The organism is Nonomuraea sp. NPDC050310, assembly GCF_040655795.1.
Classification (GTDB): Bacteria; Actinomycetota; Actinomycetes; order Streptosporangiales; family Streptosporangiaceae; genus Nonomuraea.
Window position 1 is genome coordinate 1 of the sequence record NZ_JBFAKP010000003.1, and the last position, 25,912, is coordinate 25,912.

Sequence of the window (25,912 nt, forward strand, 5' to 3'; positions counted from 1 at the left end):
CCGTCGAGCTGGCCCATCAGGTTGCGCTGGGTGACCCCGGCCGGGCGGGTGGCCTGGCGGAAATCCTTACTTCTTGGCCGGGGTCACTTCGAGGACCGCGCCGATGTTCCCGGGTAGCGGGAGCAGCAGCTTGATCTCGACACCGTTCTGCACGCCCGCGTCGGCGGGGTTGCCGGTGCCCAGGACGTGCCCGCCGGTGATCGTCGTGCCGTACAGCTCGGTGGCCGGGGTGCCGTCGGCGTTGACCGCTCTGGTGGTGTACGGCCGGCCCTCCACCGAGGGCACCACGACGGAGGCGTCACGGTCGCGGAACATCAGCCGGCCGTCACGCACCTCGATGCCCGGGTACCAGGTCTTGGCGTCGGTGAAGGCCTTGACGCCGCGCTCGCCGCCGAAGGTGTTGCAGTAGAGCGTGAACACGTCGGCGCCGTTGGTGCACGACTTGAACGACGGCGTGCGTCCGAAGCCGAAGGCCGCGTTGGCCGGCTGGAGCCAGGCGTTGACGTTCTTCTGCACCGTCGGGTGGTGCTCGGCGGCCTCGCCGGTGTAGCGCAGCGGCTCGAAGTGCGAGTCGACGGCCAGCAGCGAGCCCTTGGACCCGAGCGAGGGCTGGTCGAACTGCGCGGCGTCCACGTCGTTGACGTCGTAGACGTGGTTGCGCAGCGTGATCAGCAGGCCGGGCGCGTTGTACTTGACGCGCTCGACGTTCCAGGCGTTGTCCACGAACCAGTTGGTGTCGTAGGCCCACTTCAGGCCCTCGTCGAAGCCGTCGGTGTTGCGCCACTCGGCCAGGTAGTACTGCTGGACGGCGGTGGTGCCGTCGCCCTGGTGCCAGCCCTTGCCGACGGTGCGCTTCTTGAAGCTGGTGACCAGCGGCGTCCAGCCGTTGAGCCCCTGCTCGACGTCGTCGCTCCAGACGGTGTTCGCGCCGGAGGTGAGCGAGAAGTCATCGACGAACCAGCCGTTCTCCATGAACAGGTCGTCGGTCATGTAGCGCAGGCGGAGCTGGACCGTCTTGCCGGCGAAGGCGGCCAGGTCCACGTAGTCGTGCCGCCAGGCCTGCTGGTAGCCGGTCAGGCCGTACTTCTTGCCGTCCAGGCGGGCCAGCGCGCCGTTGGGGTCGGTGTAGTCGTCGCCGGTGGAGACGAGCTGCCCGCCCTCGGTGAAGATCTTCTGCTCGGCCCAGGTGGCGCCGCCGTCAGTGGAGACCTCGACGAAGCCGTAGTCCCAGTCGCCCTCGATGGCGTAGCTGTTCCACATCCAGAACTTCGCGTCCGCGGGCACCTGGATCTCGCGGGTGATGCGGACGTCGGAGTTGGACTGGTCGTTGCCGGACTGCCAGACCTTGGCGCCGCTGTGCGGGGTGGTCTGGACCCGGGTCAGGCCGGGCAGGTTGACCCGGACGCCGTCCGCGGTGAACTTGGGCGTGCGCGAGGTCTGGCCGACGGTGACGGCCTGCTTGCGGTCACCGGGGTTGATCACCTTGGGGTTGGCCCAGCCCAGGATCCACTTGTCCCACAGGCCCATGTGCGTCGGCATCGACTGGAAGATCGGGCCGGAGTGCGAGCCGTTGGCCATCAGGTCCCAGAAGGCGATGTCGGAGTCGCCGCCGGCGCCGGAGTTGTCGTACAGGTCGGGGAGGCCCAGGTCGTGGCCGTACTCGTGGGCGAAGACGCCCACGCCCGCGTCCTCGCCCTGGAGGATGTAGTTGGAGATCTTCAGGTTGGTGCCGGGGATGGTCGCGCCGCCGGCCACGTCGGAGGAGTGCGCCCACAGGGCGTAGCTGCCCTGCGCGCCGCCGCCGCCGGACTTGTCGACGCCGGCGTGGACCAGCACGAGGTGGTCGATGACGCCGTCGGGCTCGTTGTAGTTGCCGTCGCCGTCGGCGTCGGTCACGTCCTCGATGTCGTAGTCGGCCCAGGGGAAGGCCGGGTTCTGCTGCGCGAGGGCGGTCACCGCGTCGATGGGGAGCTGCTCGTTGCCGGCGGGGAAGCGCGGGTTGCTCGGGTGGCCGGACATGTCCTGCACGCGCTCGCCGCAGCGGGCGGCGCCGTAGTAGCCCTCGGAGTGCGGGACCTTGATCCAGCCGACCGCCTCACCGGTGACGGTGTAGGCGCCCTTGGACATCTCCTCGTACATCTTCTTCATCGAGTAGCCGGAGATGTCGACGCCGGGCTTGCCGTCGCGCGGGTCCTTCAGGTCGGGCCGGACGCGGGTGGTGATGCCCTTGTCCGAGTACAGCATGTCGTTGTAGTGCTTGGTGTTGAAGTCGGGCACCCACATGCTGAAGTTGTCCTTGCCGCTGGCGGCGGGGTTGGGCAACTGGTTGTGCAGCGGACCGTTGAGCTTCGTGCCGGCCGGCTCGGTGACGCAGACCGCGGGGTCGTCGAAGTCCTGGCGCTGCACGCCGGAGAAGTCGTCGTTGGCGGTCTCGCTGAACTCCACCAGCAGCGTCAGCAGCTTGGCCGTCTGCTTCTTGGGCGCCTTCTTGTAGATGAACTCGAAGGGGTTCTTGCCGGTCCTGAGCGCCTCGGCCTCGCGGGCGGCCAGCACTCGGGCCGCGGCGGGGTTGCCGTCGCGGTGCTTCTTGTCGATCTCGACGGCGCGGCGCAGGGCGGCCGGGTTGACCAGTTCCGAGGTGTCCTCCTCGGTGGGGAACCTCGGCTCGACGTAGTTGATGTAGTGGTCGGCGGCCGAGGGCACGTAGCGGGCGGGCGTGGTGTCGGCCTGCGCCGCCACGCCGCCGGAGGTCAGCCCGGCGGCGGTTAAGCCCGCCGCCAGGAAGGCGGCGAGCAGGGGTCTGCCTGTCACAGGTCTCCCTTTCTGAAAAGCGTGAGTCAGAGGAGACGTTAGGTGCAGACAGGTTCAATGTTAAGAACGATGCGAAACCGTGATCATCGGCCCGAAGGCGTCGCTTTGACCACCACGGTCACGTTGCCCGCGAGCGGCAGCAGGACCTCGAACCGCACGCCGTAGGCGAGCTTGCCGGGGTCGCCCGTGCCGAGCTTGTGACCGTTGCCGAGCTCGGTCCCGTAGGCGCCGGTGGCGGGCCTGCCGTCCGGCAGGACCACCCTCGTGCTGTACGGCCCGCGCGCCGGGACGACCACCGAGGCGTCGAAGTCGCGGTACCAGAACCAGCCGTCGCGCTGCTCGAAGCCGGGATACCAGGTCTTGGCGTCGGTGAAGAGCGGCACGCCGGTGGCGGCCAGCCCCGCGGGCTTGGTGGCGAAGGCGGCGTTGGCCGCCTGCACCCGGCCCGGCAGGTTCTCGCCGTTCGCCCGGCGCATGGGCTCGTAGTGCGAGTCGACCAGCAGCAGGCTGCCCTTCACCCCGATGCTCGGCGGCTGCTCCAGGGTGGGGATGAGCACGTTGGCGGGGTAGGAGGCGTCCCGGAGCCAGACCAGCAGGCCCGGCGCGTTGTAGCGCAGCTTGCTGACCAGCCAGGTGCCAGGCCCCATGGTCTTGGTGTCGTAGCCGTGCCGCAGTCCCTGGTCGAAGCCGTCGAGGGTGCGCCATTCGGCGAAGTAGGCGCGGAAGGAGCGCCGCAGGCCGTCGTTGGCCTCCCAGCCGCCGCTCCAGCCGTTCGCGCCCTGCTCGGCGTCGTCGCTCCAGAGCGTGACGCCGCCCTCGGTGAGGCTGAAGTCGTCGGCGTGCCAGCCGCGCTCGGTGGCCGCCTCGTCGGTGACGTACCGCAGGCGCAGGTGGATCTGGCGGCCGGCGTAGCGGGCCAGGTCGACGTAGTCGTGCCGCCAGTCGAAGGTGCGTCCGGTCAGGGCCAGCTCGAAGGTGACCTCCTCGCCGCCGGCGTCGAAGACGCGCTGGCGCTCCCAGCTCGCGCCGCCGTCGGCCGAGACCTCGACGTAGCCGAAGTCGCGGCCGAACTCCAGCTCGTAGTTGTTCCACATCCAGAACCGGCCGCCGCCCGCGGGCACCTGGAGCCGGCGGGTCAGCCGGACGTCGGCGGTGTCCTGGCCGGTGCCCGACCACCAGGCGTGCCCGCCGCTGTGCGGGGTGAGCATGCGGGTGGCCTGCACGGGCAGGTCCACGCGGATCCCGTCGACCGCGCGGGACGGGGTGCGTGAGGACTGGCCGAGGGTGAGCGTGCGGGCCGCGTCGCCGGGCGCGAAGCGCCGGGGGTTGGCCCAGCCCAGCAGCCACTTGCCCCACAGCCCGAGATGGGTCGGCATCGACTGGTAGAGCGGCCCGGCGTGCGCGCCGCTGGACATCAGGTCCCAGAACTCCACGTCCGGGGTGGCGGTGTTGGTGGTGTCGTAGAGGTCGGGCAGGCCCAGGTCGTGGCCGTACTCGTGGGCGAACAGCCCGACCCCGGCGTCCTCGGGCAGGAGCATGTAGCTGGAGACGCGCCTGCTCCCCCCGGGTACGGCGTGGCCGCCCGGCACCGAGCCGGAGTGCGCCCAGAGCGCGTAGGTGCCCTCCGCTCCCCCGTCGGTGGACTTGTCGCGCCCGGCGTGCACGAGCTGGAGGTGGTCGATGACGCCGTCGGGCTCGGCGTGGTTCCGGTCGCCGTCGGCGTCGGCCACGTCCTCCAGGTCGTAGTCCTTCCAGGGGAAGCCCGCGCCGAGCGCGTCGACCGCGTCCACGGCGAGCTGGGCGGGGCCGAGCGGGTTGGCCGGGTGGCCGGTGTTGTCGGAGGCGGGCCGCCCGCAGGCGGTCGCGCCGTACCACGCCTCGGAGTGCGGGACCCGCACCCAGCCGGAGACGGTGCCGGTGATCGTGTAGGCGCCTTCGGACAGCTCCTGGTAGTAACGCTTGAGGGTCAGGCCGGACAGGTTGACGCCCTTGCGGCCGTCGCGCGGGTCGATCAGGTCGGGCCGCACCCGGGTGGTCAGGCCGCGGTCGCTGTAGAGCAGGTCGGTGTAGTGCTTGGGGCTGAAGTCCTTGACCCAGAAGCCGTTGTTGTCCTTGGCCTTCGCCGGGGCGGGGATGCGGTTGTGCAGGGGGCCGTTCTTGCGGGTGCCGGCCGGTTCTGTGACGCAGTCCCAGGGTTCGCCGGTGAGCGACCTGGGCCGCTCGAATCCCGAGAAATCATCGTTCGCCTGGTCGTTGAACTCGACCAGCAGCGTCAGCACCTTGGCCTTCTTGACCTGCTTGGCGCCCTTGTGCAGGAACTCCGCGGGGTTCTTGCCGGTGCGCAGGGCCTCGGCCTCGCGGGCGGCCAGCACCCGCGCCGCGGCCGGGTTGCCGCTGACCGCGAGGCCGCCTTCGGCCTGCTTGCGCGCCCGGGCGTCGATGCGCGGCTCCGGGTGCGCGCGCTCGTCGCGCGGTGGCGAGGCGGCGGCGGGCAGCCGGGGCGGCGGCCGGTCGCCGGGGGCCGGGGCGGGCAGGGGAGGGAGGACCGCGGCGAGGAGCGTGAGCGCCGCGAGAAGGTGTCTGCTGAGCACGCGACGGGACACTAGGCGGGCGATCGATGCATGGTCGGCATAACACCCAATTCGGCATAAAGGCCGCCGCGGTGTCCCCCGCGGCGGCCGGTCACGCGTCTTCTACTTCTTGGGAGGGATCACCTCCACGAGCGCGGCCAGGTTGCCCGGCAGCGGGCTGACCAGCCTGATCTGCACGCCCATGGCCTTGCCCTCGTCCCCGGGGTTGCCGGAGCCGAGTTTGTGGCCGTAGAAGTCCTGTCCGTAGAACGCCGTGGCCGGGCTGCCGTCGGCGTTCACCACCCGGGTGCTGTACGGCTGGTCGCCCAGCGAGGGCACGACCGCCGAGGCGGCCCCGTTGCGGATCACCGGCGCGCCGTTGAGGATCTCCAGGCCCGGGTACCAGGTCTTGGCGTCGGTGAAGACCGGCACCCCGCGCTGCGCCGGGAAGTCCGAGCACGCGCCCTCGGCGAAGCACTCGCGCATCGGGTAGGTCTTGGCGAAGGTGAAGGCCGCGTTCGAGCTCTGGCTGCGCGCCGGGAGGTTCTTGTGCCAGGTCGGGTCGGCCTGGGCCCCGGCGCCGGTGCGCTTGAGCGGGTCGAAGTGCGAGTCCACGACCAGGAGCTGGCCCTTGGAGCCGATCGACGGGGCGTCGTAGCGGAAGCCGTCCACGTCGTTGCGCTCGTAGTGCGCGTCGGCCAGGGTGACCAGCAGGCCGGGCGCGTTGTAGCGGACCCGCTCCACCTGCTGCACCCCGCCGGCCGAGCTGGTGTGGTCGTAGCCCCAGGCCAGGCCCTTGTCGAAGCCGTCGGTGTTGCGCCACTCGGCGAGGTAGAACTGCTTGGTGCGCGCGACGCCGTCGCCGAGCGTCCAGCCGGGGCCCTTGCTGTTCTCCCAGCTGTCCACGGTGGCGGTCCAGCCGTTGGCGCCCTGCTCGGCGTCGTCGCTCCACACCGTCCGGCCGCCGGCGGTCAGGCTGAAGTCGTCGCTCAGCCAGCCCTTCTCGTTGGTGTTGGGGTCGGTGGCGTAGCGCAGCCGCAGTTGGATCGTCCTGCCCGCGAACGGGGCCAGGTCCACGTAGTCGTGCCGCCAGCCGCCGGTGGAGCCGGTCAGGCCGTACTTCTTGCCCTTGAAGTCGATGCCGAGCCGGCCGTTGGGGTCGGCGTAGCCGTCGTCGGTGGAGACCAGCGTGCCGGCCTCGTCGTAGACCTTCTGCTCGGCCCAGGTGGCGCCGCCGTCGGTGGAGACCTCGATGAAGCCGTAGTCCCAGTCGGCCTCGATGTCGTAGTGGTTCCAGAGGCGGAACTTGGGGTCGCCGGCCGGGACCTGGAGGGTACGGCTCAGCCGTACGTCCGCCCAGTTCTGGGTGTTGTCCGACCACCAGGCCTTGCTGCCGCTGTGCGGGGTGGCCAGGGGGAAGCGCCGGTCGGGCAGGTTGACGATGACGCCGTCCTCGGTGAGCTTGGGCGTGCGCGAGGACTGGCCGAGGGTGAGCAGGCGCTTGCGGTCGCCCGGGCCGACCGCCTCGGGGTCGGCCCAGCCCATGATCCACTTGCCCCACAGGCCCATGTGCGTGGGGCCGGTCTGGAACAGCACGCCGGAGTGCGAGCCGGACGACATCAGGTCCCAGAAGCCGACGCTGGAGTCGGAGCTGGGGCCTTGCGAGTCGTAGAGGTCGGGCAGGCCCAGGTCGTGGCCGAACTCGTGGGCGAAGATGCCGACGCCGGCGTCCTCGCCCTGCATGATGAAGTTCGAGATCTTCTTGTCGGTGCCGGGGATGGTGTGGCCGCCGGCCACCGCGCTGGAGTAGGCCCACAGCGCCAGCGGGCCCTGCGCGCCGCCGCCCATCAGCTTGTCGATGCCGGCGTGCACGATGACCAGGTGGTCGATGACGCCGTCGGGCTCGGCGAAGTTGCCGTCGCGGTCGGCGTCGCTGACGTCCTCGACGTCGTAGTCGGCCCACGGGAAGTCGGGCTGCTGGGCGGCCAGCACGTTGACCGCGTCCACGGGCAGTTGCGCGCCGCCGTTGGGGTTGGCCGGGTGGCCGCCGTTGTCGGACATGTCGGAGCCGCAGGCGGTCGCGCCGTACCACGCCTCGGAGTGCGGCACCTTCAGCCAGCCGATCGCCTGGCCGGTGACGCTGTAGGCGCCCTTCGACATCTCCTCGTACATGCCCTTGAGGCTGCCGGAGACGTCGATGCCCTTCTTGCCGTCGCGCGGGTCGGTCAGGTCGGGGCGGACCCGGGTGGTGATCCCCTTGTCGGAGTAGAGCAGGTCGTTGTAGTGCTTCGGGCTGAAGTCGGGCACCCAGAAGCTGAAGTTGTCCTTTCCGCTGGCGGCCGGGTCGGGTATCTGGTTGTGCAGCGGCCCGCTGTAGAAGGTGCCCGGCGGCTCGGTGACGCAGTCCTCGGAGTCGGCGGTGGACTTGGGGCGGCTGAAGCCGGAGAAGTCGTCGCGGGCGTTCTCGTCGAACTCCACCAGCAGGGTCAGCAGCTTGCCCTGCTTGGCGACCTTGGCCTTCTTGAACAGGAAGTCGGCCGGGTTGAGCCCGGTGCGCAGCGCCTCGGCCTGGCGTTCGGCCAGCACGCGGGCGGCGACCGGGTTGCCGCCGGTCTCGGCCTTGTCCGGCTTGCCGGCCTTGCTCCGGGCCCGGGCGTCCGGGGAGCTCTCATCGGTCTCGGGGGCGACCGCCGGTTCGGCGTAGTTGGCGTAGAAGTCGCCGGGCTGCGGCACGTACCGCGCCACCGAGGCGTCGGCGGGGGCGGCGACGGTTAACGCCGCGACCAGCCCAATCGCCGGGGGGATCGCGAGCAGGCGTCTGGACACAGTTTCCCTCTCGATCACTGGAGTCTGAGAGGGAACCTAAAGCTTCCTATGTCACAGTGCAATATGACATTTTGAATTCAGAACAGGATCAGCCCGGCGGCCACCCCGCCCGCGACGGCTCCGCCGTAACAGACCAGCGCGATCAGCGGATCGAGCCGGCCCGCGCCGAGCATCTCCTCGCTGGTGAAGCGGATCCGGTGCGCGGCGTGGAACAGGCACAGCGTCACCACCGCCAGCAGCGCGAGCCGTACCACAAGCGGGCCGGTCAGCTCGGCCAGCCGAGCCGGGGACGGCCACTCCAGCACGCCGAGCGGCATCAGCACCCCGAACAGCAGCACGAGCACCGGCAGCAGCAGCGCCGCGACCACCCCGCCCGCGCTGAACAACAACCAGAGGTACGGCTCAGCGGTCCGCCTGCGCGCCATCACGCCCCCCGCAGCACGAAGAAGGCGACGATCGCCGAGACCAGCACCCACAACGAGTGGTTGCCGCCCTGGATCAGGAAGGCCGGCACCCGCCAGCCGTCCAGCCGCACCACGGTGGCCTTGGGCGCGAGGTTGAGGAAGGTGATCGTGTGGAAGACCGTGGCGGCGAGCGTCAGCAGGTTGAGCCCGATCACCCAAGGCTGCGCGGCGAAGGCGGCGAAGGCGCGGAAGTCGCCGCCGTTGACCGCCGCGTCCAGCAGCAGGATCAGGAAGACGATCGCCCAGGCGACGAAGACGCTGGTCAGCTCGCGGGCGACGAAGACGGTGTAGGCGCGCTTGCGCAGGAACCACAGGGCGTCCCGCTTGGCCACGTAGCTCATCGCCGGCTCCAGGGCAGGATCGAGCGGATCGCCGCGGTGACCTTGTAACGCTGGATCGCCTCGGCGGGGTCGACGTGCTTGGGGCAGACCCGGGTGCACTCGCCGACGAAGGTGCAGCCCCAGACCGCCTCGTCCAGGTTGAGCAGGTCGAAGCGGTCGCCCTGGTCGCGCGGGTCGAGGTTGTAGCGCTGGGCCAGGGCGATGGCGGCCGGGCCGAGGAAGTCGGGGTCGAGGACGTAGACCGGGCAGGCGGAGTAGCACAGCAGGCAGTTGATGCACATCGAGTACTGCTTGTAGGACTCCAGTTGCTCGGGCGTCTGGGCGTACTCCGCGGTCAGCGGCAGCTCCTCGCCCTCGCGGATCAGCCACGGCCGCACGTGTTGCAGCTTGGCGAGGAAGCCGTCGATGTCCACGACCAGGTCGCGAAGGACCGGGAAGCCCTGGAGCGGCTCGATGCGGACCGGGCCGTCCCCGAACTCGGTGAAGAAGGTGCCGCAGGTCAGCCGCGGTTCGCCGTTGACGGTCATGCCGCACGAGCCGCAGATGCCCATCCGGCACGACCAGCGGAAGCTGAGCGAGCCGTCGAGCCGGTCCTTGACGTAGGCCAGGCCGTCGAGCACCGCCCAGTCGTCCATCAGGGGCACGTCGTAGCCCTGGAAGACGGGCTCGGCGTCCTGGCCGGGCCGGTACCGGGCGACCTCCAGCCGGATGGTCCGGCCGGGGGCCGCCTTCTCGACCGTTTCCGCGGTGTCGGTCATCGTCCGTATACCCTTTCGCCCGGTGGCCAGCGGGTGATCGTCACGGGGAGCAGGCCGACCGACGGGGTGCCGTCGGGGGCGCGGTGCACCAGGGAGTGCGCCAGGAAGTTCTCGTCGTCGCGGTGGCGGAAGTCGGTGCGCTGGTGGGCGCCGCGCGACTCGCGCCGGTTGAGCGCGCAGGCGACGATGGTCTCGGCGAGGTCGAGCAGGCAGCCGAGCTCCAGCCAGGTGAGCAGCTCGGTGTTGAAGGCGGTGCTGGAGTCGTCCAGCCGGGCCTCGGCCGCGCGCTGGCGCAGGTCGGCCAGGGTGTCGACGGCCTTGGCGAGCACGTCGCCGGTGCGGTAGATGCCGGCCGCGCCCTCCAGGGTGTGCTGCATGCGTTCGCGCAGGTCAGCGATGCGCTCGCCGGAGCGGCGGGTCTCGCGCAGGTGGCTCAGGCGGCGTTCCTCGTCGGCGCCCTGGGCGCGGACGGCCCGATCCTCGCCGCCCCGGTGCTCCCTGGCGAAGGCGGCGGCGGCCGTGCCGGCCCGGCGGCCGAAGACGAGGATCTCGGGCAGGGAGTTGGAGCCCAGCCGGTTGGCGCCGTTGATGCTGACGCAGGCGGTCTCCCCCGCGGCGTAGAGCCCGGCGATCGGGGTGGCCCCGTCGAGGTCGGTGTGGATGCCGCCCATCATGTAGTGCACGACGGGCCGCACCGGGATGAGGTCGGTGGCGGGGTCGAGGTTCTGGTAGCTGCGGCACAGCTCGCGGACGAACGGGATGCGGGCGTCGATCTTGGCTTCGCCCAGGTGCCGCAGGTCGAGGTAGACGACCGGGCCGTAGGGGGTGTCGACGGTGCGTCCCTTGTGCTGCTCGTGCACGAAGGCCTGGGACAGCCGGTCGCGGGGGCCGAGTTCCATGCTGCGCAGGTTCGGGGTGGGGGTGGGCGTGCCCAGGTCGTAGTCCTGGAGGTAGCGGTAGCCGTCCTTGTTGATCAGCCAGCCGCCCTCGGCGCGGGCCGCCTCGGTGATCAGGATGCCGGTGAACGGCAGGCCGGTGGGGTGGTACTGGACGAACTCCATGTCCTTGAGCGGCGCCCCGGCGCGATAGGCCAGGGCCATGCCGTCGCCGGTCTTGATCGCGGCGTTGGTGGTGAAGGGGAAGACCTTGCCGCAGCCGCCGGTGGCGAGGATGACGGTGCGGGCGGCGATGGCCTCGACCCGGCCGGTGCGGATGTCGAGGGCGACGACGCCGTGGACCCGGCCGTCGTCGACGATCAGTTGGGTGACGTACCACTCGTCATAGCGCCGTATTTCCGGATATTTCAGGGTTGTCTGGAACAAGGTGTGTAACAGGTGGAACCCGGTCTTGTCGGCGGCGTACCAGGTGCGTTGCTTCCGCATGCCGCCGAACGGGCGCACCGCGACACGGCCGTCGGCCTCCCTGCTCCACGGGCAGCCCCAGTGTTCGAGCTGGATGAGCTCCCGCGGCGCCTCGGCGATGAACATCTCCACCGCGTCCTGGTCGCACAGCCAGTCGCCGCCCGAGATCGTGTCGTAGCAGTGCTCGTCGAGGCTGTCGTCCAGGCCGATCACCCCGGCCGCGCCGCCCTCGGCCGAGACCGTGTGGCTGCGCATCGGGTAGACCTTCGAGACGACGGCGACCTCCAGCGTCGGATCCGCCTCCGCGACGGCGATGGCGGCACGCAGCCCGGCCCCGCCGCCGCCGACGATGAGCACGTCGATCATCTGGTCAGCTCCCGTGGTCGGCTTCTGAGGGGTCCTTCACCCGCTTGCCGTCGTGCCGGATGGCGGCGATGTGGATGCTGCCGTCGTGGTACTCGTGCCGGATCCGGCGGCAGCCGCATTCGTAGAACTGGTCGCGGATCAGCAGGCCGTACCCGTCGTCGTCCAGTAAGCGCTCACCACCGGACTTCTTGCCGCAGGGGGCGGTCTCCGCGCTGAAGGGGGTGCGGGTGCCGGTCATGGTCACGAGTCCTTGCCTGGGATCGGGCCTTCCGTCTCGTCGCCGGGCGCGTCCACCTGCCGGGTCTGCGTCGCCGCGTGCGGGTAGTGCAGGTCGAAGGCGGGCCGCTCGGAACGGATCGGCGGGATGCTCACGAAGTTGTGCCGGGGCGGCGGGCACGAGGTGGCCCACTCCAGCGAGTTCGCGAACCCCCACGGGTCGTCGACGGTGACCTTGGGGGCGCGCCGGGCGGTCCTCCAGACGTTGTAGAGGAAGGGCAGCGTCGAGGCGCCGAGCAGGAAGGCGCCGATGGAGGAGATCAGGTTGAGCGTGGTGAAGTTGTCGATCGGGCTGTAGTCGGCGTAGCGGCGCGGGAAGCCGGCCGAGCCGAGCCAGTGCTGGACCAGGAAGGTGGTGTGGAAGCCGAGGAAGAGCGTCCAGAAGTGCACCTTGCCGAGCCGGTCGTCGAGCATCTTGCCGGTCATCTTCGGCCACCAGAAGTAGAACCCGGCGAACATCGCGAACACCACGGTCCCGAACACCACGTAGTGGAAGTGCGCGACCACGAAGTAGGTGTCGCTGAGGTGGAAGTCCAGCGGCGGGCTGGCCAGGATGATGCCGGTCAGGCCGCCCAGCAGGAAGGTCACCAGGAAGCCCAGGCAGAACAGCATCGGCGTCTCGAAGCTCAGATGGCCGCGCCACATCGTGCCGATCCAGTTGAAGAACTTCACCCCGGTCGGCACGGCGATCAGGAAGGTCATGAAGGCGAAGAACGGCAGCAGTACCTGGCCGGTGGCGAACATGTGGTGCGCCCACACCGTCATTGACAGGCCGGCGATCGCGATCGTCGCGCCCACCAGGCCCATGTAGCCGAAGATCGGCTTGCGGCTGAAGACCGGGATGACCTCGGTGATGATCCCGAAGAACGGCAACGCGATGATGTAGACCTCGGGATGGCCGAAGAACCAGAACAGGTGCTGCCACAGCAGCGCGCCCCCGTTGGCGGCGTCGTAGACCTGCGTGCCGAGCTTGCGGTCGGCCTCCAGCGCCAGCAGCGCCGCCGCCAGCACCGGGAAGGCCATCAGCACGAGCATGCTGGTGAGCAGGACGTTCCAGGTGAACAGCGGCAGCCGGAACATCGTCATGCCCGGCGCGCGCATCCCGATGATCGTGGTGATGAAGTTCACCGCGCCCAGGATCGTGCCCAGCCCGGACAGCGCCAGGCCCATGATCCACAGGTCTCCACCCAGGCCCGGGCTGTAGATCGCGGTCGACAGCGGCGTGTAGGCGAACCATCCGAAGTCCGCCGCGCCGCCGGGGGTGGCGAACCCGGCCAGCACCATCAGCCCGCCGAACAGGAACAGCCAGTACGCCACCGCGTTCAGCCGCGGGAAGGCCACGTCCGGGGCGCCGATCTGCAACGGCATCACCACGTTGGCGAACCCGGCGAACAGCGGCGTCGCGAACAGCAGCAGCATGATCGTGCCGTGCATGGTGAACAGCGCGTTGTACTGCTGGTTGCTGACCGCCTGCAGCCCCGGCTGGGCCAGCTCGAACCGGATCACCATCGCCATCAGCCCGGCCACCAGGAAGAAGGCGAAGCTCGTGATCAAGTAGAGGTAGCCGATCACCTTGTGGTCCGTCGTGGACAGCCACGAGACGATCACCGTGCCCGTGCGTCGCCTTCTCACCTGGTCGAACGAGGTCTGGCGAACGGTTGTCACGGCTGTTCCCTCCGTCGGTGGGGTACGGCCTCGATCTACCCATTTCACGTCAGTTGCGGGCTTGTGAAAACCCGTGCGCAGGTGATTTCTGGACAACGGCGCCACCGGAACGCTCCGGCCGGGCGGCGAACCGGGGAGCCGTAGCGAGCTCACCGGCGGGCGGCCCCTAAAGTGAGCGTGCCCGGAACCCGTGACCTTGGAGCTCATGTGCTGCACGAGAAGCTGTCGTCGATCTACGACAACGTCCTTCGCCGCAATCCCGGGGAGGACGAGTTCCACCAGGCCGTGCGCGAGGTGCTGGTGAGCATCGGCCCGGTTCTGGCCAAGCACCCCGAGTACGCCGAATCGAAGATCATCGAGCGGATCTGCGAGCCCGAGCGCCAGATCATCTTCCGGGTGCCGTGGCTGGACGACCGCGGCGAGGTGCAGATCAACCGCGGCTTCCGGGTCGAGTTCAACAGCGCGCTCGGCCCCTACAAGGGCGGGCTGCGCTTCCACCCCTCGGTCTACCTCGGGATCGTCAAGTTCCTGGGGTTCGAGCAGATCTTCAAGAACGGCCTGACCGGGCTGCCCATCGGCGGCGGCAAGGGCGGCTCCGACTTCGACCCGAAGGGCCGCTCCGACCGCGAGGTGATGGCCTTCTGCCAGAGCTTCATGACCGAGCTCTACCGGCACATCGGCGAGTACACCGACGTGCCCGCCGGTGACATCGGCGTGGGCGGGCGGGAGATCGGCTACCTGTTCGGCCAGTACAAGCGCATCACCAACCGCTACGAGTCTGGCGTCATCACCGGCAAGGGGCTCGCGTACGGCGGCGCCCAGGTCCGCACCGAGGCGACCGGCTACGGGTGCACGTTCTTCGTGGAGGAGATGCTGAAGGCCCGCGGCACCTCCTTCGACGGCAAGCGCGTCGTGGTGTCCGGCTCGGGCAACGTCGCGATCTACACCGTCGAGAAGGTCCAGCAGCTCGGCGGCGTGGTCGTGGCCTGCTCCGACTCCTCCGGCTACGTCGTGGACGACAAGGGCCTCGACCTCGACCTGCTCAAGCAGATCAAGCAGGTCGAGCGCGGCCGGCTCCAGACCTACGCCGAGCGCCGCGGCGAGCACGTCGCCTTCGTGCCCGGCCGCAGCGTGTGGGAGGTGCCGTGCGAGGTGGCGATGCCGTCGGCCACCCAGAACGAGATCACCGGGCGCGACGCGCGCTTCCTGGTGGACAACGGCTGCCTCGCGGTCGGCGAGGGCGCCAACATGCCGACCACGCCGGAGGGCATCGAGGTGTTCCTGGAGGCCGGCGTCGCCTTCGGCCCCGGCAAGGCGGCCAACGCCGGCGGCGTGGCGACCAGCGCCCTGGAGATGCAGCAGAACGCCAGCCGCGACTCGTGGACCTTCGAGTTCTCCGAGCAGCGGCTGCGGGAGATCATGACCGACATCCACGCCAGGTGCCTGCACACCGCCGACGAGTACGGCATGCCGGGCAACTACGTGGCGGGCGCGAACATCGACGGCTTCCGCCGGGTCGCCGACGCGATGCTCGCCCTGGGCCTGGTCTGACCCGGACGCCACCGGAAAACCAGGTGCGCCGCGCCGGTCCGGTGGTGTGCGATCAGGTCATGACGATCGTGTTGGACCAGCCGGGCGCCGAGCGGCTGGACGAGGTCACCGGCGCCCTGCGGGACTGGCAGGCCACCCGGGGTCCGATGCAGCTCCACCCGGGCGACCTCGGCTGGTTCTGGCGGTTCGGCGCCGAGGCGACGGCCGCGGCGCTCCGCACCTGGCGGCGCGACGGCCGGATCGTCGCCCTGGGCCTGCTGGACACTCCCCGCCTGCTGCGCATGACGCTCGCCCCCGACGCCTTCCAGGACGAGGAGCTGGCCCGCCGCCTGGTCGCCGACCTGACCGATCCCGGGCGCGGCGTGTTGCCGGCCGGCGAGGCCGCCGTCGATGCCCCGGCCACCGCGCTGCTCCAGGACCGGCTGGCCGAGGCCGGCTGGAGCACCGGCGAGCCCTGGACGCCGCTGCGCCGCGACCTCGCCGAACCGGTCAAGGACCCGGGCGTGCGGATCGAGGTGACCGGCCCAGGGCGGGTCTCCGTCCGCACCGCCGTGCACCGGGCCGCCTTCGGCAGCGCGATCTTCACCGACGAGCTCTGGCACGTGATGGCCGCCGGTCCGCTGTACGGCGAGGCCCGCTGCCTGGTCGCGCACGACGGGCGGGGCGAGGCCGTGGCCGCGGCCACCGTGTGGTCGGCCGGTCCCGGCCGGCCCGGCCTGCTGGAGCCGCTGGGCGTGCACCCGGACCACCGCGGCCACGGGTACGGCACGGCGATCAGCGTCGCCGCGGCGGCCGCGTTGCGCGAGCTGGGCTCGTCGAGCGCGCTCGTCTGCACGCCCAGCGCCAACGTCGCGGCGGTCGCCACCTACCGGGCGGCCGGGTTCGAGGCGCTGCCCGAGGTCCGCGACCGCTGCCGCTAGCGCCACGCTGTCAGGGCCGGCCCGGCAGGTCCCAATGCGGGGGCAGCCTCGTGGGTTCCCACGCCGGGCCGGGCTCGAAGCCGGTGTGGGTGCCGTCGAAGGGGAAGGCGCCCGCCTCGATCAGCGGGACGATCCGGAGCGCCTCGGCCTTGATCTCGGCGGCCTGCTCGGCGGTCCAGTACTCGGGGTGGCCGGTGCGTTCGGCGAACTCGTCCTCGTCCTTCCACTCCCAGGTGCGGTCCGGCTCCACCCAGATGTCCAGCGCGTGGTCGGCGGTGTCCAGGCCGCCCGGCCACCGGCGCGACGGCTGTTCGAGGTTGACGTACCAGCCCTGGAAGCGGCCTTCGGCGTCGAAGAACCACCACACCGAGTGCGCGGCCTTCGGCGGGGTGAGGATCAGCACGGACGTTTCGCGCCACACCGTGGGGGTGAGCATCGTCGGGATCGCCTCGCGCTCGGCGAGGGGCATCTTGCGCACCGGCTCGCCGTCCAGGGTGCTTCGCCGTACCACCTGGGAGCCGGGGCCCGTCCAGGTCAGCACCCCGGCGGGGCCGTCGGCCACCACCCGCGCGGTGTCCACGGCGGCGAAGCGCCCGCTCCGGTAGAGGCAACGGCGGAGGACGGTCTGCCCGGCTCGGAACTCCATGCGGCGAGCCTACCGAGCCGGCCGCCGCTGGAGATCGCCGATCTTCAGAGCACCGCGGCGCGGATCAGGGCCAGCCGCTCCTCGACCGGGGCGGCTGGGACGTCGACGAGCTGGAAGCCGAAGGCGCGGTAGGACCGCTCGTGCAGTTCCTCGAAGCGCAGCGACTCCTCGAAGGTGATGCGGCGGGCCTCGGTGGGCTCGCAGAAGCCGAGGTTGCGGACGAACAGGACGCGGCGGTCGTAGACCTCCTCCCGGGTGATCCGGTCGAGCTCGGCGAGCAGGGCCGGGGTGAGCGGGTGGCCGAGGTAGACGGCCAGGGCGTGCGTGCACACCGGCGAGCGGTCGAAGAAGCGCACCGGCGCGGGCGGCTGCGGCCGGGCCTGGACGGCGACGATCCGGTCGAGGAAGGACGGATCCGTCCACGGCTCGGCCACGCCCGCGGCCTGGGCCTCCGCGATCACCGCGGTGGCGGCCTCCTCGGTGGTGGCGTAGCCGAGCCCCGCCAGCCGCCGCAGCAGCGTGGTCTTGCCGGAGCCGGGCGTGCCGGTGAGGATGAAACGCTTCATGGAACTAACCTCTCGTCAGGGGCGGCCCGCCTCCCAGGCCTCGCGCAGGGCCCGGATCTCCTCGGGGGCGCTCTCGCGGGCGATGTAGGGGATCTCCAGCAGGTGCCGGGAGCGCGGCAGCCGCTCGCGCACCACCGAGGCGTCCTTCATGACCTGGCCGTACAGGGACTCGCCGTCCATGCAGAACACGTCGATGAGGACGGTCCGGCCGTCCAGGCCCCGGCGGACGTTCCCGGCGTTCAGGTCGATGCCGTCCCACCACGGCATGCTCGCCCGCCACTCGGCGTCCACCGCGAGGGCCGCCTGCCGTACGTCCTGGAAGGCGGGGTCGCCGTCGGCCCAGCGGCGGGCCACGTCGGCGGCCTGCGCGGGGTCGAGCGGGGCCAGGAACTCCAGGACGGTGAGGGTGGCGCCGCCGTCGAGGTCGGCGTGGAGCAGGACCCGCGGCAGGTACGGGCTGTCCGGGCAGCGGCGGCACAATTCTACGAAAGCCGCGTAGGCCGGGTCGAACGGGCAGACCCGGGCCACGCTCGTCCCGTCGGGCGAGCGCAACGCGAGCGCCCAGTCGCCGACGCCGCCGGGGATCCAGCCGCGCAGCACGAGATGGGCCGCCACCTCGCGATGGGTCCGCACCGCCAGGTCGGAGGGAAGATCGAAGGCCGCCATGCCGGGCAGCCTAGCCAGAACCGCCCGGCCCGGCGCATCGCCGGAGGGTGTCCACACTGCGGAAACGGGCGGGGCCGCCGCCGCGCATCTCCTATCCTGGCTGCCATGACCGCCCAAAGCGACTACGAGGCCCTGGTCCAGCGTCGGCTGAAGCTCGACCTGACCCGCGGCAAGCCCTCCGCCCGCCAGCTCGACCTGTCCAACGCCATGATCGGCCTGCCGGCCGCCGTCAAGGCCGCCGACGGCACCGACGCGCGGAACTACGGCAACCTGCAGGGCCTGACCGAGACGCGCGAGCTGTTCGCCGGCGCGCTGCAGGTCCCGGCCGGCCAGCTCGTCGTGGGCGGCAACTCCAGCCTCGCGGTCATGCACGACACCATCGTCTTCGCCCTGCTCGGCCGGGTCCCCGGGGCCGAGCGCCGCTGGGCCGACCAGGAGATCACCTTCCTGGCCCCGGTGCCCGGCTACGACCGGCACTTCGGCATCTGCGAGCGCTACGGCATCAAGATGATCCCGGTCCCGATGACCGCCGACGGCCCCGACATGGACGTCGTCGAGCGCCTGGTCGCCGAGGACGCGAGCGTCAAGGGCATCTGGTGCGTGCCCAAGTACAGCAACCCGTCGGGCCTCACCTACAGCGACGAGGTCGTCCGCCGCCTGGCCAGCATGCCCGCCGCGCCCGACTTCCGCATCATGTGGGACAACGCCTACGCCGTCCACCACCTCGGCGACGAGCACGACCAGCTCGCCGACCTGCTCGCCCTCTGCGCCGAGCACGGCAACCCCGACCGGGCCTTCGTCTTCGGCTCCACCTCGAAGATCACCCTGGCCGGCAGCGGCATCTCCTTCTTCGGCGGCTCCCCGGCCAACGTCGAGTGGTTCCTGTCGCACACCGTCAAGCAGTCGATCGGCCCGGACAAGCTCAACCAGCTCCGGCACGTCGAGTTCCTGCGCGACCCCGAGGGCCTGGCCGCGCACATGCGCAAGCACGCCGAGCTCCTGCGGCCCAAGTTCGAGCTCGTCGACCGCATCCTCACCGAGGAACTCGGCGACCTGGCCACCTGGACCGCGCCCAGGGGCGGCTACTTCGTCACCCTCCAGGTGCCCAACGCCCGCGAGGTCATCGCGCGCGCCAAGGCCGCCGGCGTCGCCCTCACCCCGGCCGGCTCCACCCACCCCTACCTGAACGACCCGGACGACCGCTTCATCCGCATCGCCCCGAGCTTCCCCGAACTGGACGAGCTCGAACTGGCCATGCGCGCCCTGGTCACCTGCGTCCGCGTCGCCAACGCCTGATCGGTACGCCGGATCTCCGGTACGGCGGGCCGTACCGGAGACCGGTGGTCGCGGGTCAGCAGTAGTCGAAGTACGTGATGGCCAGGATCTTGGCCTTCACCTGGTCGCGGTAGTGGCGGGCGGTGGCCGAGTCGCCGGCGGCGGCGAAGATGCCGTAGGCGGTCGGGCGGAAGCCGAGCTGGCTGGTCTCCCCGTAGGGGTGGAAGGTGACGAACACCTCGGCCTGGCCGTTGCCGGCGGCGAAGGTGTACTTGGAACGCCACCACTCCTGGAGCCCCACCTTGGAGGCGGCGCTCTTCACGTCGTTGACGACGTTCTTCCAGCAGCTCGGGTCGTTGAAGGTGCTGACCGCCGCGCCCGGTTTGGCCGCGGCGGCACCGGCGACGGCTCCGGCGCTCGCGTTCGCGCCGGGCGCCGCCATAAGCAGGATCCCCGCCCCGGCCGCCAGGGCCAGCCAGCGGCGTCTTGTCAAACCCCCCATGTTCCCTCCCTCGAAAGGTTCCTCGTTCCTTCGAGAGTGGGGCGGAAAGGGCGGGAGCGCCTGAGCACCCCCGTACCCAAATCAGGCGATCAGCGGCGGAAACCGAACAGGTACTGCCGGGTCTCGCTGGGGTGGAAGGTGACGCCGACGCCGGGCTCGAAGACGAGGTTGTCGCGCGAGCAGTAGCGGAGGTTCTCCCACACCTCCATCGCCCGCTCGCGGGCGGGCGCCTCGGCGACGTCCCGCTTGCGCGCGCCGTACGAGCCGATGACGTAGAGCAGGCCGAAGCCCCAGAAGACGCCGGTGAGGCAGAACGGGGCGAGCAGCACCTCCAGCCAGCTCGACTCGCGGGCCATCGCGATGACCAGCGAGACCACCAGGTGCACCAGCGCGGCGACGCCGAGCATGATCCAGCCCTGGTTGCGGGCCCACGGCGTGTAGTGGCGGTTGGGGAAGGAGAGCCAGATGGCCAGCTGGGTGCGGCTCATGTGGTGCTTCCGGGTGACGGGGACGGCGGGGAGGTCTGCCACCTCGCGATCGCGCGGCATGCGAACACGCCCGATCCGGTAAGTGGTCCCCTCGGCGACGACCCCGGGCACGGTGGCCACCCGATCGTCACTCTTACAGACCGGACAAGTCGCATCCATATCCCGGCAAGTCTGGCTGGATCAGTCGGTCGGCGCAAACCGTAAAGTGGCCACCGTGACCGCTATCGACGCCCTTGCCGCGAATCTTCCAGAGGGACGGGTTCTGACGGACCCGGATGTGATCGACTCCTACGCTCGCGACCGGACCTATCTGGAGCCGGGCAAAGCATTGGGCGTCGTCCTGGCCCGGAGCCGCGAGGACGTGGTCGCCACGATGCGATGGGCGAGCGAGCACCGGGTGCCGGTGGTGCCGCGCGGCGCGGGCACCGGGCTGGCCGGCGGGGCGACCGCCATGGACGGTTCGATCGTGTTGTCGCTGGCGCGGATGACCGCGATCACCGAGTTGTCGCCCGCGGACGAGATCGCCGTGGTCGAGCCCGGCGTGATCACCGCCGACCTGGACCGGGCGGCGCGCGGGCACGGGCTGATGTACGCGCCCGACCCGTCGTCGTACGAGATCTCCACGATCGGCGGCAACCTGGCGACCAACGCCGGCGGGCTGCGCTGCGTGAAGTACGGCGTGACCCGCGACTCGGCGCTCGGCCTGGAGGTCGTGCTGGCCGACGGGCGCGTCATGAACACCGGCCGCCGCACCGTCAAGGGCGTCACCGGCTACGACCTGACCGGCCTGTTCGTCGGCTCGGAAGGCACGCTCGGGGTGATCACCTCGGCGACGGTACGGCTGCGCCGCGCGCCCCTCGTCCCGCCCGCGACCTTCGCCGCCGAGTTCGGCTCGGCCCGCGACGCCGCCGCGGCGGTGTCGGCGATCATCGCGGCGGGCTGCCAGCCGTCCCTCATGGAACTGCTCGACCGCGCCACGCTCAAGGCGATCGACGACTGGCGCAACATCGGCCTGGAGGACACCACCCAGGCCATGCTGATCGGCCAGTCCGACGCGGCCGACGGGCAGGCGGTCGCGGTGCGCATGCAGGAGATCTGCGAGGCCAACGGCGCGTCCTTCGTCGCCGTCTCGACCACGCCGGCCGAGGCCGACGAGCTCATCGCCGTGCGCCGGATGGCCTACCAGGCCAAGGAGCGCCTGGGCGCCTGCCTGGTCGAGGACGTCTGCGTGCCGCGCTCGGCCCTGCCCGAGATGATCTCCGCGATCGAGGCCGCCGCCGCGCGGCACGATGTGCTGATCTGCACCGTGGCGCACGCCGGTGACGGCAACCTGCACCCGGTCTTCATCTTCGACCACGGTACGGCGGAGCCGCCCGCGCCGGTGTGGGCGGCGGCCGACGAGGTGTTCACCAGGGCCCTGGAGCTGGGCGGGACCCTCACCGGCGAGCACGGCGTGGGCGTGCTCAAGCGGCGCTGGCTGGACCTTGAGGCGGGGCCGGTGGTGAGCGAGGTGCAGCAGGGGATCAAGGCGGTCTTCGATCCGCTGGGGATTCTCAATCCTGGGAAGGCGATCTGACTGGTAGCGTTCTGCCCCATTATTGGATGGTTGTGGGGAGTTCGGGGTGAACGAGTACCAGCCGCTCGCCGGCGACGATCCGCGGCGGCTGGGCGCCTTCGACGTGGTGGCGCGACTCGGGCAGGGCGGCCAGGGGGTCGTCTACCTGGGGCGCGGGGCGTCCGGGGAACAGGTCGCGATCAAGGTGCTGCACCCTGGGCTGGTCGCCGACGACCAGGCCCGGCAGCGCTTCTTCCGCGAGGTCGCGGTGGCGCAGCGGGTCGCCCGCTTCTCCACCGCGCCGGTGTTGCACGCCGACCTGGACGGGAGCCGGCCGTACATCGTCAGCGAGTACGTGCCGGGGCCGTCGCTGCGTGAGCTCGTCCTCAGCGAGGGGCCGCGGCGGGGGGCGGCGCTGGAGCGGATCGCGATCAGCACCGCCACCGCGCTGGCCGCCATCCACCGGGCCGGGATCCTGCACCGTGACCTCAAGCCGGCCAACGTGCTCATGGGGCCCGAGGGGCCGGTCGTGATCGACTTCGGCGTCGCGCGCGCGCTCGACGCGCCGGGGACGACCGCCACGGGGCTGGCCATGGGGACGCCCGCCTACCTCGCGCCCGAGCAGCTCGCCGGGGAGCCGGCCACCGCCGCTACCGACGTCTTCGCCTGGGGGGCGACCATCGCCTTCGCCGCCACCGGGCGGGCGGCCTTCGGGTCGGACACCATTCCGGCGGTCATGAACCGGATCCTGCACCAGGAGCCGCAGCTCGACGGGCTTGAGGGGGCGATGCTCGACCTGGTGTCGTTGTGCCTGGCCAAGGACGCCTCCCAGCGGCCGTCGGCCGAGGAGCTCGTCGCCCGCCTCACCGGCCGCGACACCCCCTTCGGCACCTCCCCGGTCGGCACCTCTCCGATTGGCGGCGGTCCGGTTGGCGGCGGTCCCGTTGGTGGCGGCTCGTTCAGCGGTCCGATCGGCGGCGGTCCTGGAGCCCCAGGCCCGGACTTTCCCACCGCCACCGGCACCGGCACCGGCACCGGCCTCCCGCCTTCCGACTCCCCCGGCACCCCCGCTACCCCCACCGCTGGCTCCCCCGCCACCCCGGGCTCCCCGCTCTCCCCGGGACCGGGGATGCCGGTCTCCGGCGGCCAGGGCTCGGCTCTCGCGGGGCTGGTTTCCAGCGCGCCGGGGATGCCGCCCTCAGGTCCGGTCTCCGGCGGCCGAGGGATGCCGGGTTCCGGGGGGATGCCGGGGCCGGTTTTCCCCGGGCAGCCGCCAGCAGGCGCCCGCGAGGGGATGAACGCCCCCCCGGTGCCCCCGCCGGTGCCCCAGGGCCTGACCCGGGCACGGACCGCCACCCGGGCCCGTAAGCGCCGCACGCCGATGGCGGTGTGGGTGTCGGCCCTGGCCGTCCTGGTCCTGCTGGGCGCCGGGCTCACCGTCTACCTGACCACCGGCCGCCCCTCCCGCACCCAGCTCAGCGCGGCGGGCAGCACCACGGAACCCACCCTCGACCCGGAGCCCACCGTCCAGGCCACCGCGTCGGCCGAGCCCATCCCCTCCCCGTCGAAGTCGAAGACCCGTAAGCCCAAGCCCTCCCCCACGCCCACCCCCACCAAGACCATCAAGATCATCCCGCCCCGCCCGACCACCAAGCCCTCCACGAAGCCGACCCCGAAGCCGTCCAAGACGCCCACGCCCACCCCCACGCCGAAGCCGTCCAAGACGCCGACCCCCACCCCCACCCCGACGCCCACCCTGAAGCCGAACCCGCACCGCCCGCTGGCCCTGTGCGGCACCGGCCACCGGGTCATCGACCAGCACGCCCTGGGTACGGTCGCCGTCGTCTACCTGACCTACAACTCCGGCACCGGCGTCAACTGCGTGGTGACCATCGCCAACCACGTCCACCCGGAGAAGGTCCCGGCCAACGCCTTCCTGCAGATCCAGGACGGGGCCGGGCGGTCCAACCCGGGCTCCTACACCGTCCATGCCGGACCGGTACGGCTGGCCGCCAAGCGCAAGTGCGTGATCTGGGGCGGAACCTGGGGAACCAGCTCGTGGAAGAGCGGCTGGAGTCACTGCGGCGCCTGATGCACCGGATGCTGCGCCATCCCTGGCGGCACACTGGTAGCGTTTTGTCCCATTGGTATGGGGTTGCGCAGGGGGTGCGGGGTGACACAGTTCCAACCGTTGACGGCCGACGACCCTCGGCGGCTGGGCCGCTACGACGTGGTCGCCCGGCTGGGCGAGGGTGGCCAGGGGGTGGTCTACCTCGCGCGTGGCGTCTCGGGGGAGCAGGTCGCGGTCAAGCTCCTGCACCAGGCGCTGATCGCCGACCCGGACGCCCGTAACCGCTTCCTGCGCGAGGTCGCCGTCGCCCAGCGGGTCGCCCGTTTCTCCACCGCGCCGGTGTTGCACGCCGACCTGGACGGGAGCCGGCCGTACATCGTCAGCGAGTACGTGCCAGGCCCGTCGCTGCGCGAGCTCGTGCAGAACGAGGGGCCGCGCCGGGGCGCCTCGCTGGAGCGGATCGCGATCAGCACGGCGACCGCGCTGGCCGCCATCCACCGGGCCGGGATCCTGCACCGCGACCTCAAGCCGGCCAACGTGCTCATGGGGCCCGAGGGGCCGGTCGTCATCGACTTCGGCGTGGCCCGGACGTTGGACACGCCCGGCGGCACCGCCACCGGGCTGGCCATGGGGACGCCCGCCTATCTCGCGCCCGAGCAGCTCACGGGGGCTCCGCTCACCGAGGCGGCGGACGTGTTCGCCTGGGGTGTCACCATCGCCTTCGCCGCCACCGGGCGGCCCGCCTTCGGCTCGGACACCATCCCGGCGGTCATGAACCGCATCCTGCACCAGGAACCTCAGCTCGACGGGCTCGACGGGCCCCTGCGTGATGTGGTGTCGGCGTGTCTGTCCAAGGACCCCTCGCTCCGGCCCACCGCCCAGGACCTCGTCGTCCGCCTGACCGGGCAGCCGGTCCCGGTCTCCGCCATCGAACCCGCCCCCACCCCACCGCCTTCCCCGGACCCCTCCCCCTTCCTCGCCCCCGGCTCCGCCCCCGCTCCCTTCCCCGGCGCCTCTTCCTCCCCCGGCGCCGGGATGGCTCCCGCACCGCTTCCCGGCCCCAACGCCCCCCTCCCCTTCCCCGGCCCCCAGCACCTCAGCGGGCCTCAGGGACCTGGCGGCGGCCTTCAGGGATCGGCCAGTGGGCCCCAGGGGCCGGGCGGCGGCTTCCAGGGTGGGCCGCAGGGACCCGGCGGCGGCTTCCAGGGACCCACCGGGGGACCTCAGGCACCCCAGGGACCCGGTGGAACGTCCCAGGAGCCGGGCGCACCCCAGGGTCCCGCCGGCCTGCCGTACCAGCCGGGCTCGCCGTACCAGCCGGCCCTGCCTTCGGGCGCGCACCCGGCCGCCCCGCACCACTCAGGCCCGTACGCCGCGGGCCCGGCACACCTGTCCGGCGCACACCCCACAGGCGGCCCCGCCCAGCCCGGCCCGTTCCAGGGCCCGGGCGCGCCCGCCCAAGGTCCCGGTGCGCCCGGCCAAGGGCCGGGAGGGCCGGGGCAGGCAGAGGGCTGGCCGAGTGGACAACCCGGGCCGACGCACAGCGGCCCAATGGGACAGCCCGGCGGGCCGGGTGGGCCGGCCGGGGCCGGGCAAGGGGCTCAGGGCTCGGCGGGGTTGCCGAGTCCGTTCTCGCCGGAAGGGGCCTCCCGGTCGCCCGGCGGCGGGGACCCGTTCAGCGCGCCCGCGCCCGTCCCGCCCCCCGTCCCCAACCGGGGCCTGACCAGGGCCAACGCCGCCAAGCGCAGGGCGCAGAAGCCCAGGAAGCCCCTGCTCCTGATCATCGCCGGTGTGGTGGTGACCGCGCTGGTGGCGGGCGGCGGGGCGTTGTACGTGTTCCGCTCCCCCAGCACCACGGCCAGGCTGGTGGCGGTCCAGAACACCACGGAGCCCCAGGAGGAGTCCGAGGTCACCCCGGAGCCCACCCCCACGCCGACCCCGTCGATGACGATCACCCCGTCCCCCACCAGGACGAAGAAGAAGAAAAAGAAGCCCGTGGTCGTCGTCCCCACGTACCGCCCCCGCCCGACCCCGACGAAGACCACCCCCAAGCCCACCCCGACCAAGAAGAAGACCAAGGACCCCACGCTGGTGGACCCGGAGCCGCAGCCGACCTACGACTGGAACTTCGGTTCCCCGCAGCCGTCCTCGACCGGCAAGTCCACGCCGAAGCCCACGGTCAAGCTCCCCCGCTGATCGGCAGGGTCTTCTCACCGAGCCCGCCTCGGGTTAGA

At 71.4% G+C, this 25,912-nt stretch carries 20 protein-coding genes; 6 read left to right on the forward strand and 14 right to left on the reverse strand.

The window, feature by feature from the left end:
- Positions 1–66: 66 nt before the first annotated feature.
- From AB0I67_RS09725 to ctaD, 9 genes are all read right to left on the reverse strand, one after another.
- Positions 67–2,811 carry an immune inhibitor A domain-containing protein gene (locus AB0I67_RS09725; protein ID WP_357920413.1) on the reverse strand — a complete coding sequence of 915 codons (2,745 nt, stop codon included), beginning with the start codon at positions 2,809–2,811 and terminating at the stop codon, positions 67–69.
- 83 nt (positions 2,812–2,894) lie between these two features.
- Positions 2,895–5,402, reverse strand: a complete 2,508-nt coding sequence (locus AB0I67_RS09730; protein WP_357920416.1) for an immune inhibitor A domain-containing protein — start codon at positions 5,400–5,402, stop codon at positions 2,895–2,897.
- A 102-nt stretch (positions 5,403–5,504) separates the two neighbouring features.
- Positions 5,505–8,207 carry an immune inhibitor A domain-containing protein gene (locus tag AB0I67_RS09735; protein WP_357920418.1) on the reverse strand — a complete coding sequence of 901 codons (2,703 nt, stop codon included), beginning with the start codon at positions 8,205–8,207 and terminating at the stop codon, positions 5,505–5,507.
- A gap of 77 nt (positions 8,208–8,284) precedes the next feature.
- Positions 8,285–8,632 carry a fumarate reductase subunit FrdD gene (gene frdD / locus AB0I67_RS09740; protein WP_357920421.1) on the reverse strand — a complete coding sequence of 116 codons (348 nt, stop codon included), beginning with the start codon at positions 8,630–8,632 and terminating at the stop codon, positions 8,285–8,287.
- Entirely contained in the window at positions 8,632–9,012 is a 381-nt protein-coding gene (locus AB0I67_RS09745; RefSeq protein ID WP_357920424.1) for a hypothetical protein, read from the reverse strand. Before AB0I67_RS09745 ends, frdD begins: the two co-directional genes overlap by 1 nt.
- A complete protein-coding gene (gene sdhB, locus AB0I67_RS09750) occupies positions 9,009–9,770 on the reverse strand; it encodes a succinate dehydrogenase iron-sulfur subunit (protein WP_357920426.1) in 762 nt (253 codons plus the stop codon). The genes AB0I67_RS09745 and sdhB overlap by 4 nt, the downstream gene beginning before the upstream one ends.
- Entirely contained in the window at positions 9,767–11,497 is a 1,731-nt protein-coding gene (gene frdA, locus AB0I67_RS09755; protein WP_357920429.1) for a fumarate reductase (quinol) flavoprotein subunit, read from the reverse strand. Before frdA ends, sdhB begins: the two co-directional genes overlap by 4 nt.
- A 4-nt stretch (positions 11,498–11,501) precedes the next feature.
- Positions 11,502–11,735: a hypothetical protein gene (locus tag AB0I67_RS09760; RefSeq protein WP_357920431.1), complete on the reverse strand. Its 234-nt coding sequence runs from the start codon at positions 11,733–11,735 to the stop codon at positions 11,502–11,504.
- 2 nt (positions 11,736–11,737) lie between these two features.
- Positions 11,738–13,438 (reverse strand): cytochrome c oxidase subunit I, encoded by a 1,701-nt coding sequence (ctaD, locus tag AB0I67_RS09765; RefSeq protein WP_357920434.1) that lies wholly within the window; start codon positions 13,436–13,438, stop codon positions 11,738–11,740.
- 207 nt (positions 13,439–13,645) lie between these two features.
- On the opposite strand from ctaD, the gene gdhA reads away from it, so the two are divergent.
- Together gdhA and AB0I67_RS09775 are read left to right on the forward strand one after the other, a co-directional pair.
- Entirely contained in the window at positions 13,646–14,989 is a 1,344-nt protein-coding gene (gdhA, locus tag AB0I67_RS09770; protein ID WP_357920436.1) for an NADP-specific glutamate dehydrogenase, read from the forward strand.
- A 59-nt stretch (positions 14,990–15,048) separates the two neighbouring features.
- Positions 15,049–15,909, forward strand: coding sequence for a GNAT family N-acetyltransferase (locus AB0I67_RS09775; RefSeq protein ID WP_357920439.1), 861 nt, complete (start codon positions 15,049–15,051; stop codon positions 15,907–15,909).
- A 10-nt stretch (positions 15,910–15,919) separates the two neighbouring features.
- Here AB0I67_RS09775 and AB0I67_RS09780 read toward each other — a convergent pair whose 3' ends face one another.
- Genes AB0I67_RS09780 through AB0I67_RS09790 form a run of 3 tightly spaced genes read right to left on the reverse strand, consistent with a single transcriptional unit; the run spans position 15,920 to position 17,787 of the window.
- Entirely contained in the window at positions 15,920–16,555 is a 636-nt protein-coding gene (locus tag AB0I67_RS09780; protein WP_357920442.1) for a DUF402 domain-containing protein, read from the reverse strand.
- Between the two features lie 44 nt (positions 16,556–16,599).
- Positions 16,600–17,121, reverse strand: a complete 522-nt coding sequence (locus AB0I67_RS09785; RefSeq protein ID WP_357920445.1) for an AAA family ATPase — start codon at positions 17,119–17,121, stop codon at positions 16,600–16,602.
- Positions 17,122–17,136: 15 nt separating this feature from the next.
- The gene (locus AB0I67_RS09790; RefSeq protein WP_357920448.1) at positions 17,137–17,787 is read right to left on the reverse strand and encodes a hypothetical protein; all 651 of its coding nucleotides are present in this window, start codon (positions 17,785–17,787) and stop codon (positions 17,137–17,139) included.
- Positions 17,788–17,892: 105 nt separating this feature from the next.
- Between AB0I67_RS09790 and AB0I67_RS09795 the strand changes: the two genes are divergently transcribed.
- Entirely contained in the window at positions 17,893–19,083 is a 1,191-nt protein-coding gene (locus AB0I67_RS09795) for an aminotransferase class I/II-fold pyridoxal phosphate-dependent enzyme (RefSeq protein WP_357920451.1), read from the forward strand.
- 55 nt (positions 19,084–19,138) lie between these two features.
- Here the strand turns inward: AB0I67_RS09795 and AB0I67_RS09800 are convergent, their stop codons facing one another.
- Entirely contained in the window at positions 19,139–19,564 is a 426-nt protein-coding gene (locus tag AB0I67_RS09800; protein ID WP_357920454.1) for a hypothetical protein, read from the reverse strand.
- Positions 19,565–19,653: 89 nt separating this feature from the next.
- Entirely contained in the window at positions 19,654–20,052 is a 399-nt protein-coding gene (locus tag AB0I67_RS09805) for a hypothetical protein (RefSeq protein ID WP_357920457.1), read from the reverse strand.
- A gap of 277 nt (positions 20,053–20,329) precedes the next feature.
- On the opposite strand from AB0I67_RS09805, the gene AB0I67_RS09810 reads away from it, so the two are divergent.
- From AB0I67_RS09810 to AB0I67_RS09820, 3 genes are all read left to right on the forward strand, one after another.
- Positions 20,330–21,628, forward strand: coding sequence for an FAD-linked oxidase C-terminal domain-containing protein (locus AB0I67_RS09810; protein WP_357920460.1), 1,299 nt, complete (start codon positions 20,330–20,332; stop codon positions 21,626–21,628).
- 46 nt (positions 21,629–21,674) lie between these two features.
- Positions 21,675–23,699: a serine/threonine-protein kinase gene (locus AB0I67_RS09815; RefSeq protein WP_357920463.1), complete on the forward strand. Its 2,025-nt coding sequence runs from the start codon at positions 21,675–21,677 to the stop codon at positions 23,697–23,699.
- A 99-nt stretch (positions 23,700–23,798) separates the two neighbouring features.
- Positions 23,799–25,874: a protein kinase gene (locus AB0I67_RS09820; protein WP_357920465.1), complete on the forward strand. Its 2,076-nt coding sequence runs from the start codon at positions 23,799–23,801 to the stop codon at positions 25,872–25,874.
- Positions 25,875–25,912 lie beyond the last annotated feature (38 nt).

Coding starts and splice junctions, on each gene's coding strand:
- AB0I67_RS09805 (WP_357920457.1), bottom strand. CDS start 20,052: ATGAGCCGCACCCAGCTGGCCATCTGGCTCTCCTTCCCCAACCGCCAC.
- AB0I67_RS09780 (WP_357920442.1), bottom strand. CDS start 16,555: ATGGAGTTCCGAGCCGGGCAGACCGTCCTCCGCCGTTGCCTCTACCGG.
- AB0I67_RS09790 (WP_357920448.1), bottom strand. CDS start 17,787: ATGGCGGCCTTCGATCTTCCCTCCGACCTGGCGGTGCGGACCCATCGC.
- AB0I67_RS09785 (WP_357920445.1), bottom strand. CDS start 17,121: ATGAAGCGTTTCATCCTCACCGGCACGCCCGGCTCCGGCAAGACCACG.
- AB0I67_RS09800 (WP_357920454.1), bottom strand. CDS start 19,564: ATGGGGGGTTTGACAAGACGCCGCTGGCTGGCCCTGGCGGCCGGGGCG.
- sdhB (WP_357920426.1), bottom strand. CDS start 9,770: ATGACCGACACCGCGGAAACGGTCGAGAAGGCGGCCCCCGGCCGGACC.
- frdA (WP_357920429.1), bottom strand. CDS start 11,497: ATGATCGACGTGCTCATCGTCGGCGGCGGCGGGGCCGGGCTGCGTGCC.
- AB0I67_RS09745 (WP_357920424.1), bottom strand. CDS start 9,012: ATGAGCTACGTGGCCAAGCGGGACGCCCTGTGGTTCCTGCGCAAGCGC.
- AB0I67_RS09775 (WP_357920439.1), top strand. CDS start 15,049: ATGACGATCGTGTTGGACCAGCCGGGCGCCGAGCGGCTGGACGAGGTC.
- AB0I67_RS09760 (WP_357920431.1), bottom strand. CDS start 11,735: ATGACCGGCACCCGCACCCCCTTCAGCGCGGAGACCGCCCCCTGCGGC.
- AB0I67_RS09795 (WP_357920451.1), top strand. CDS start 17,893: ATGACCGCCCAAAGCGACTACGAGGCCCTGGTCCAGCGTCGGCTGAAG.
- frdD (WP_357920421.1), bottom strand. CDS start 8,632: ATGGCGCGCAGGCGGACCGCTGAGCCGTACCTCTGGTTGTTGTTCAGC.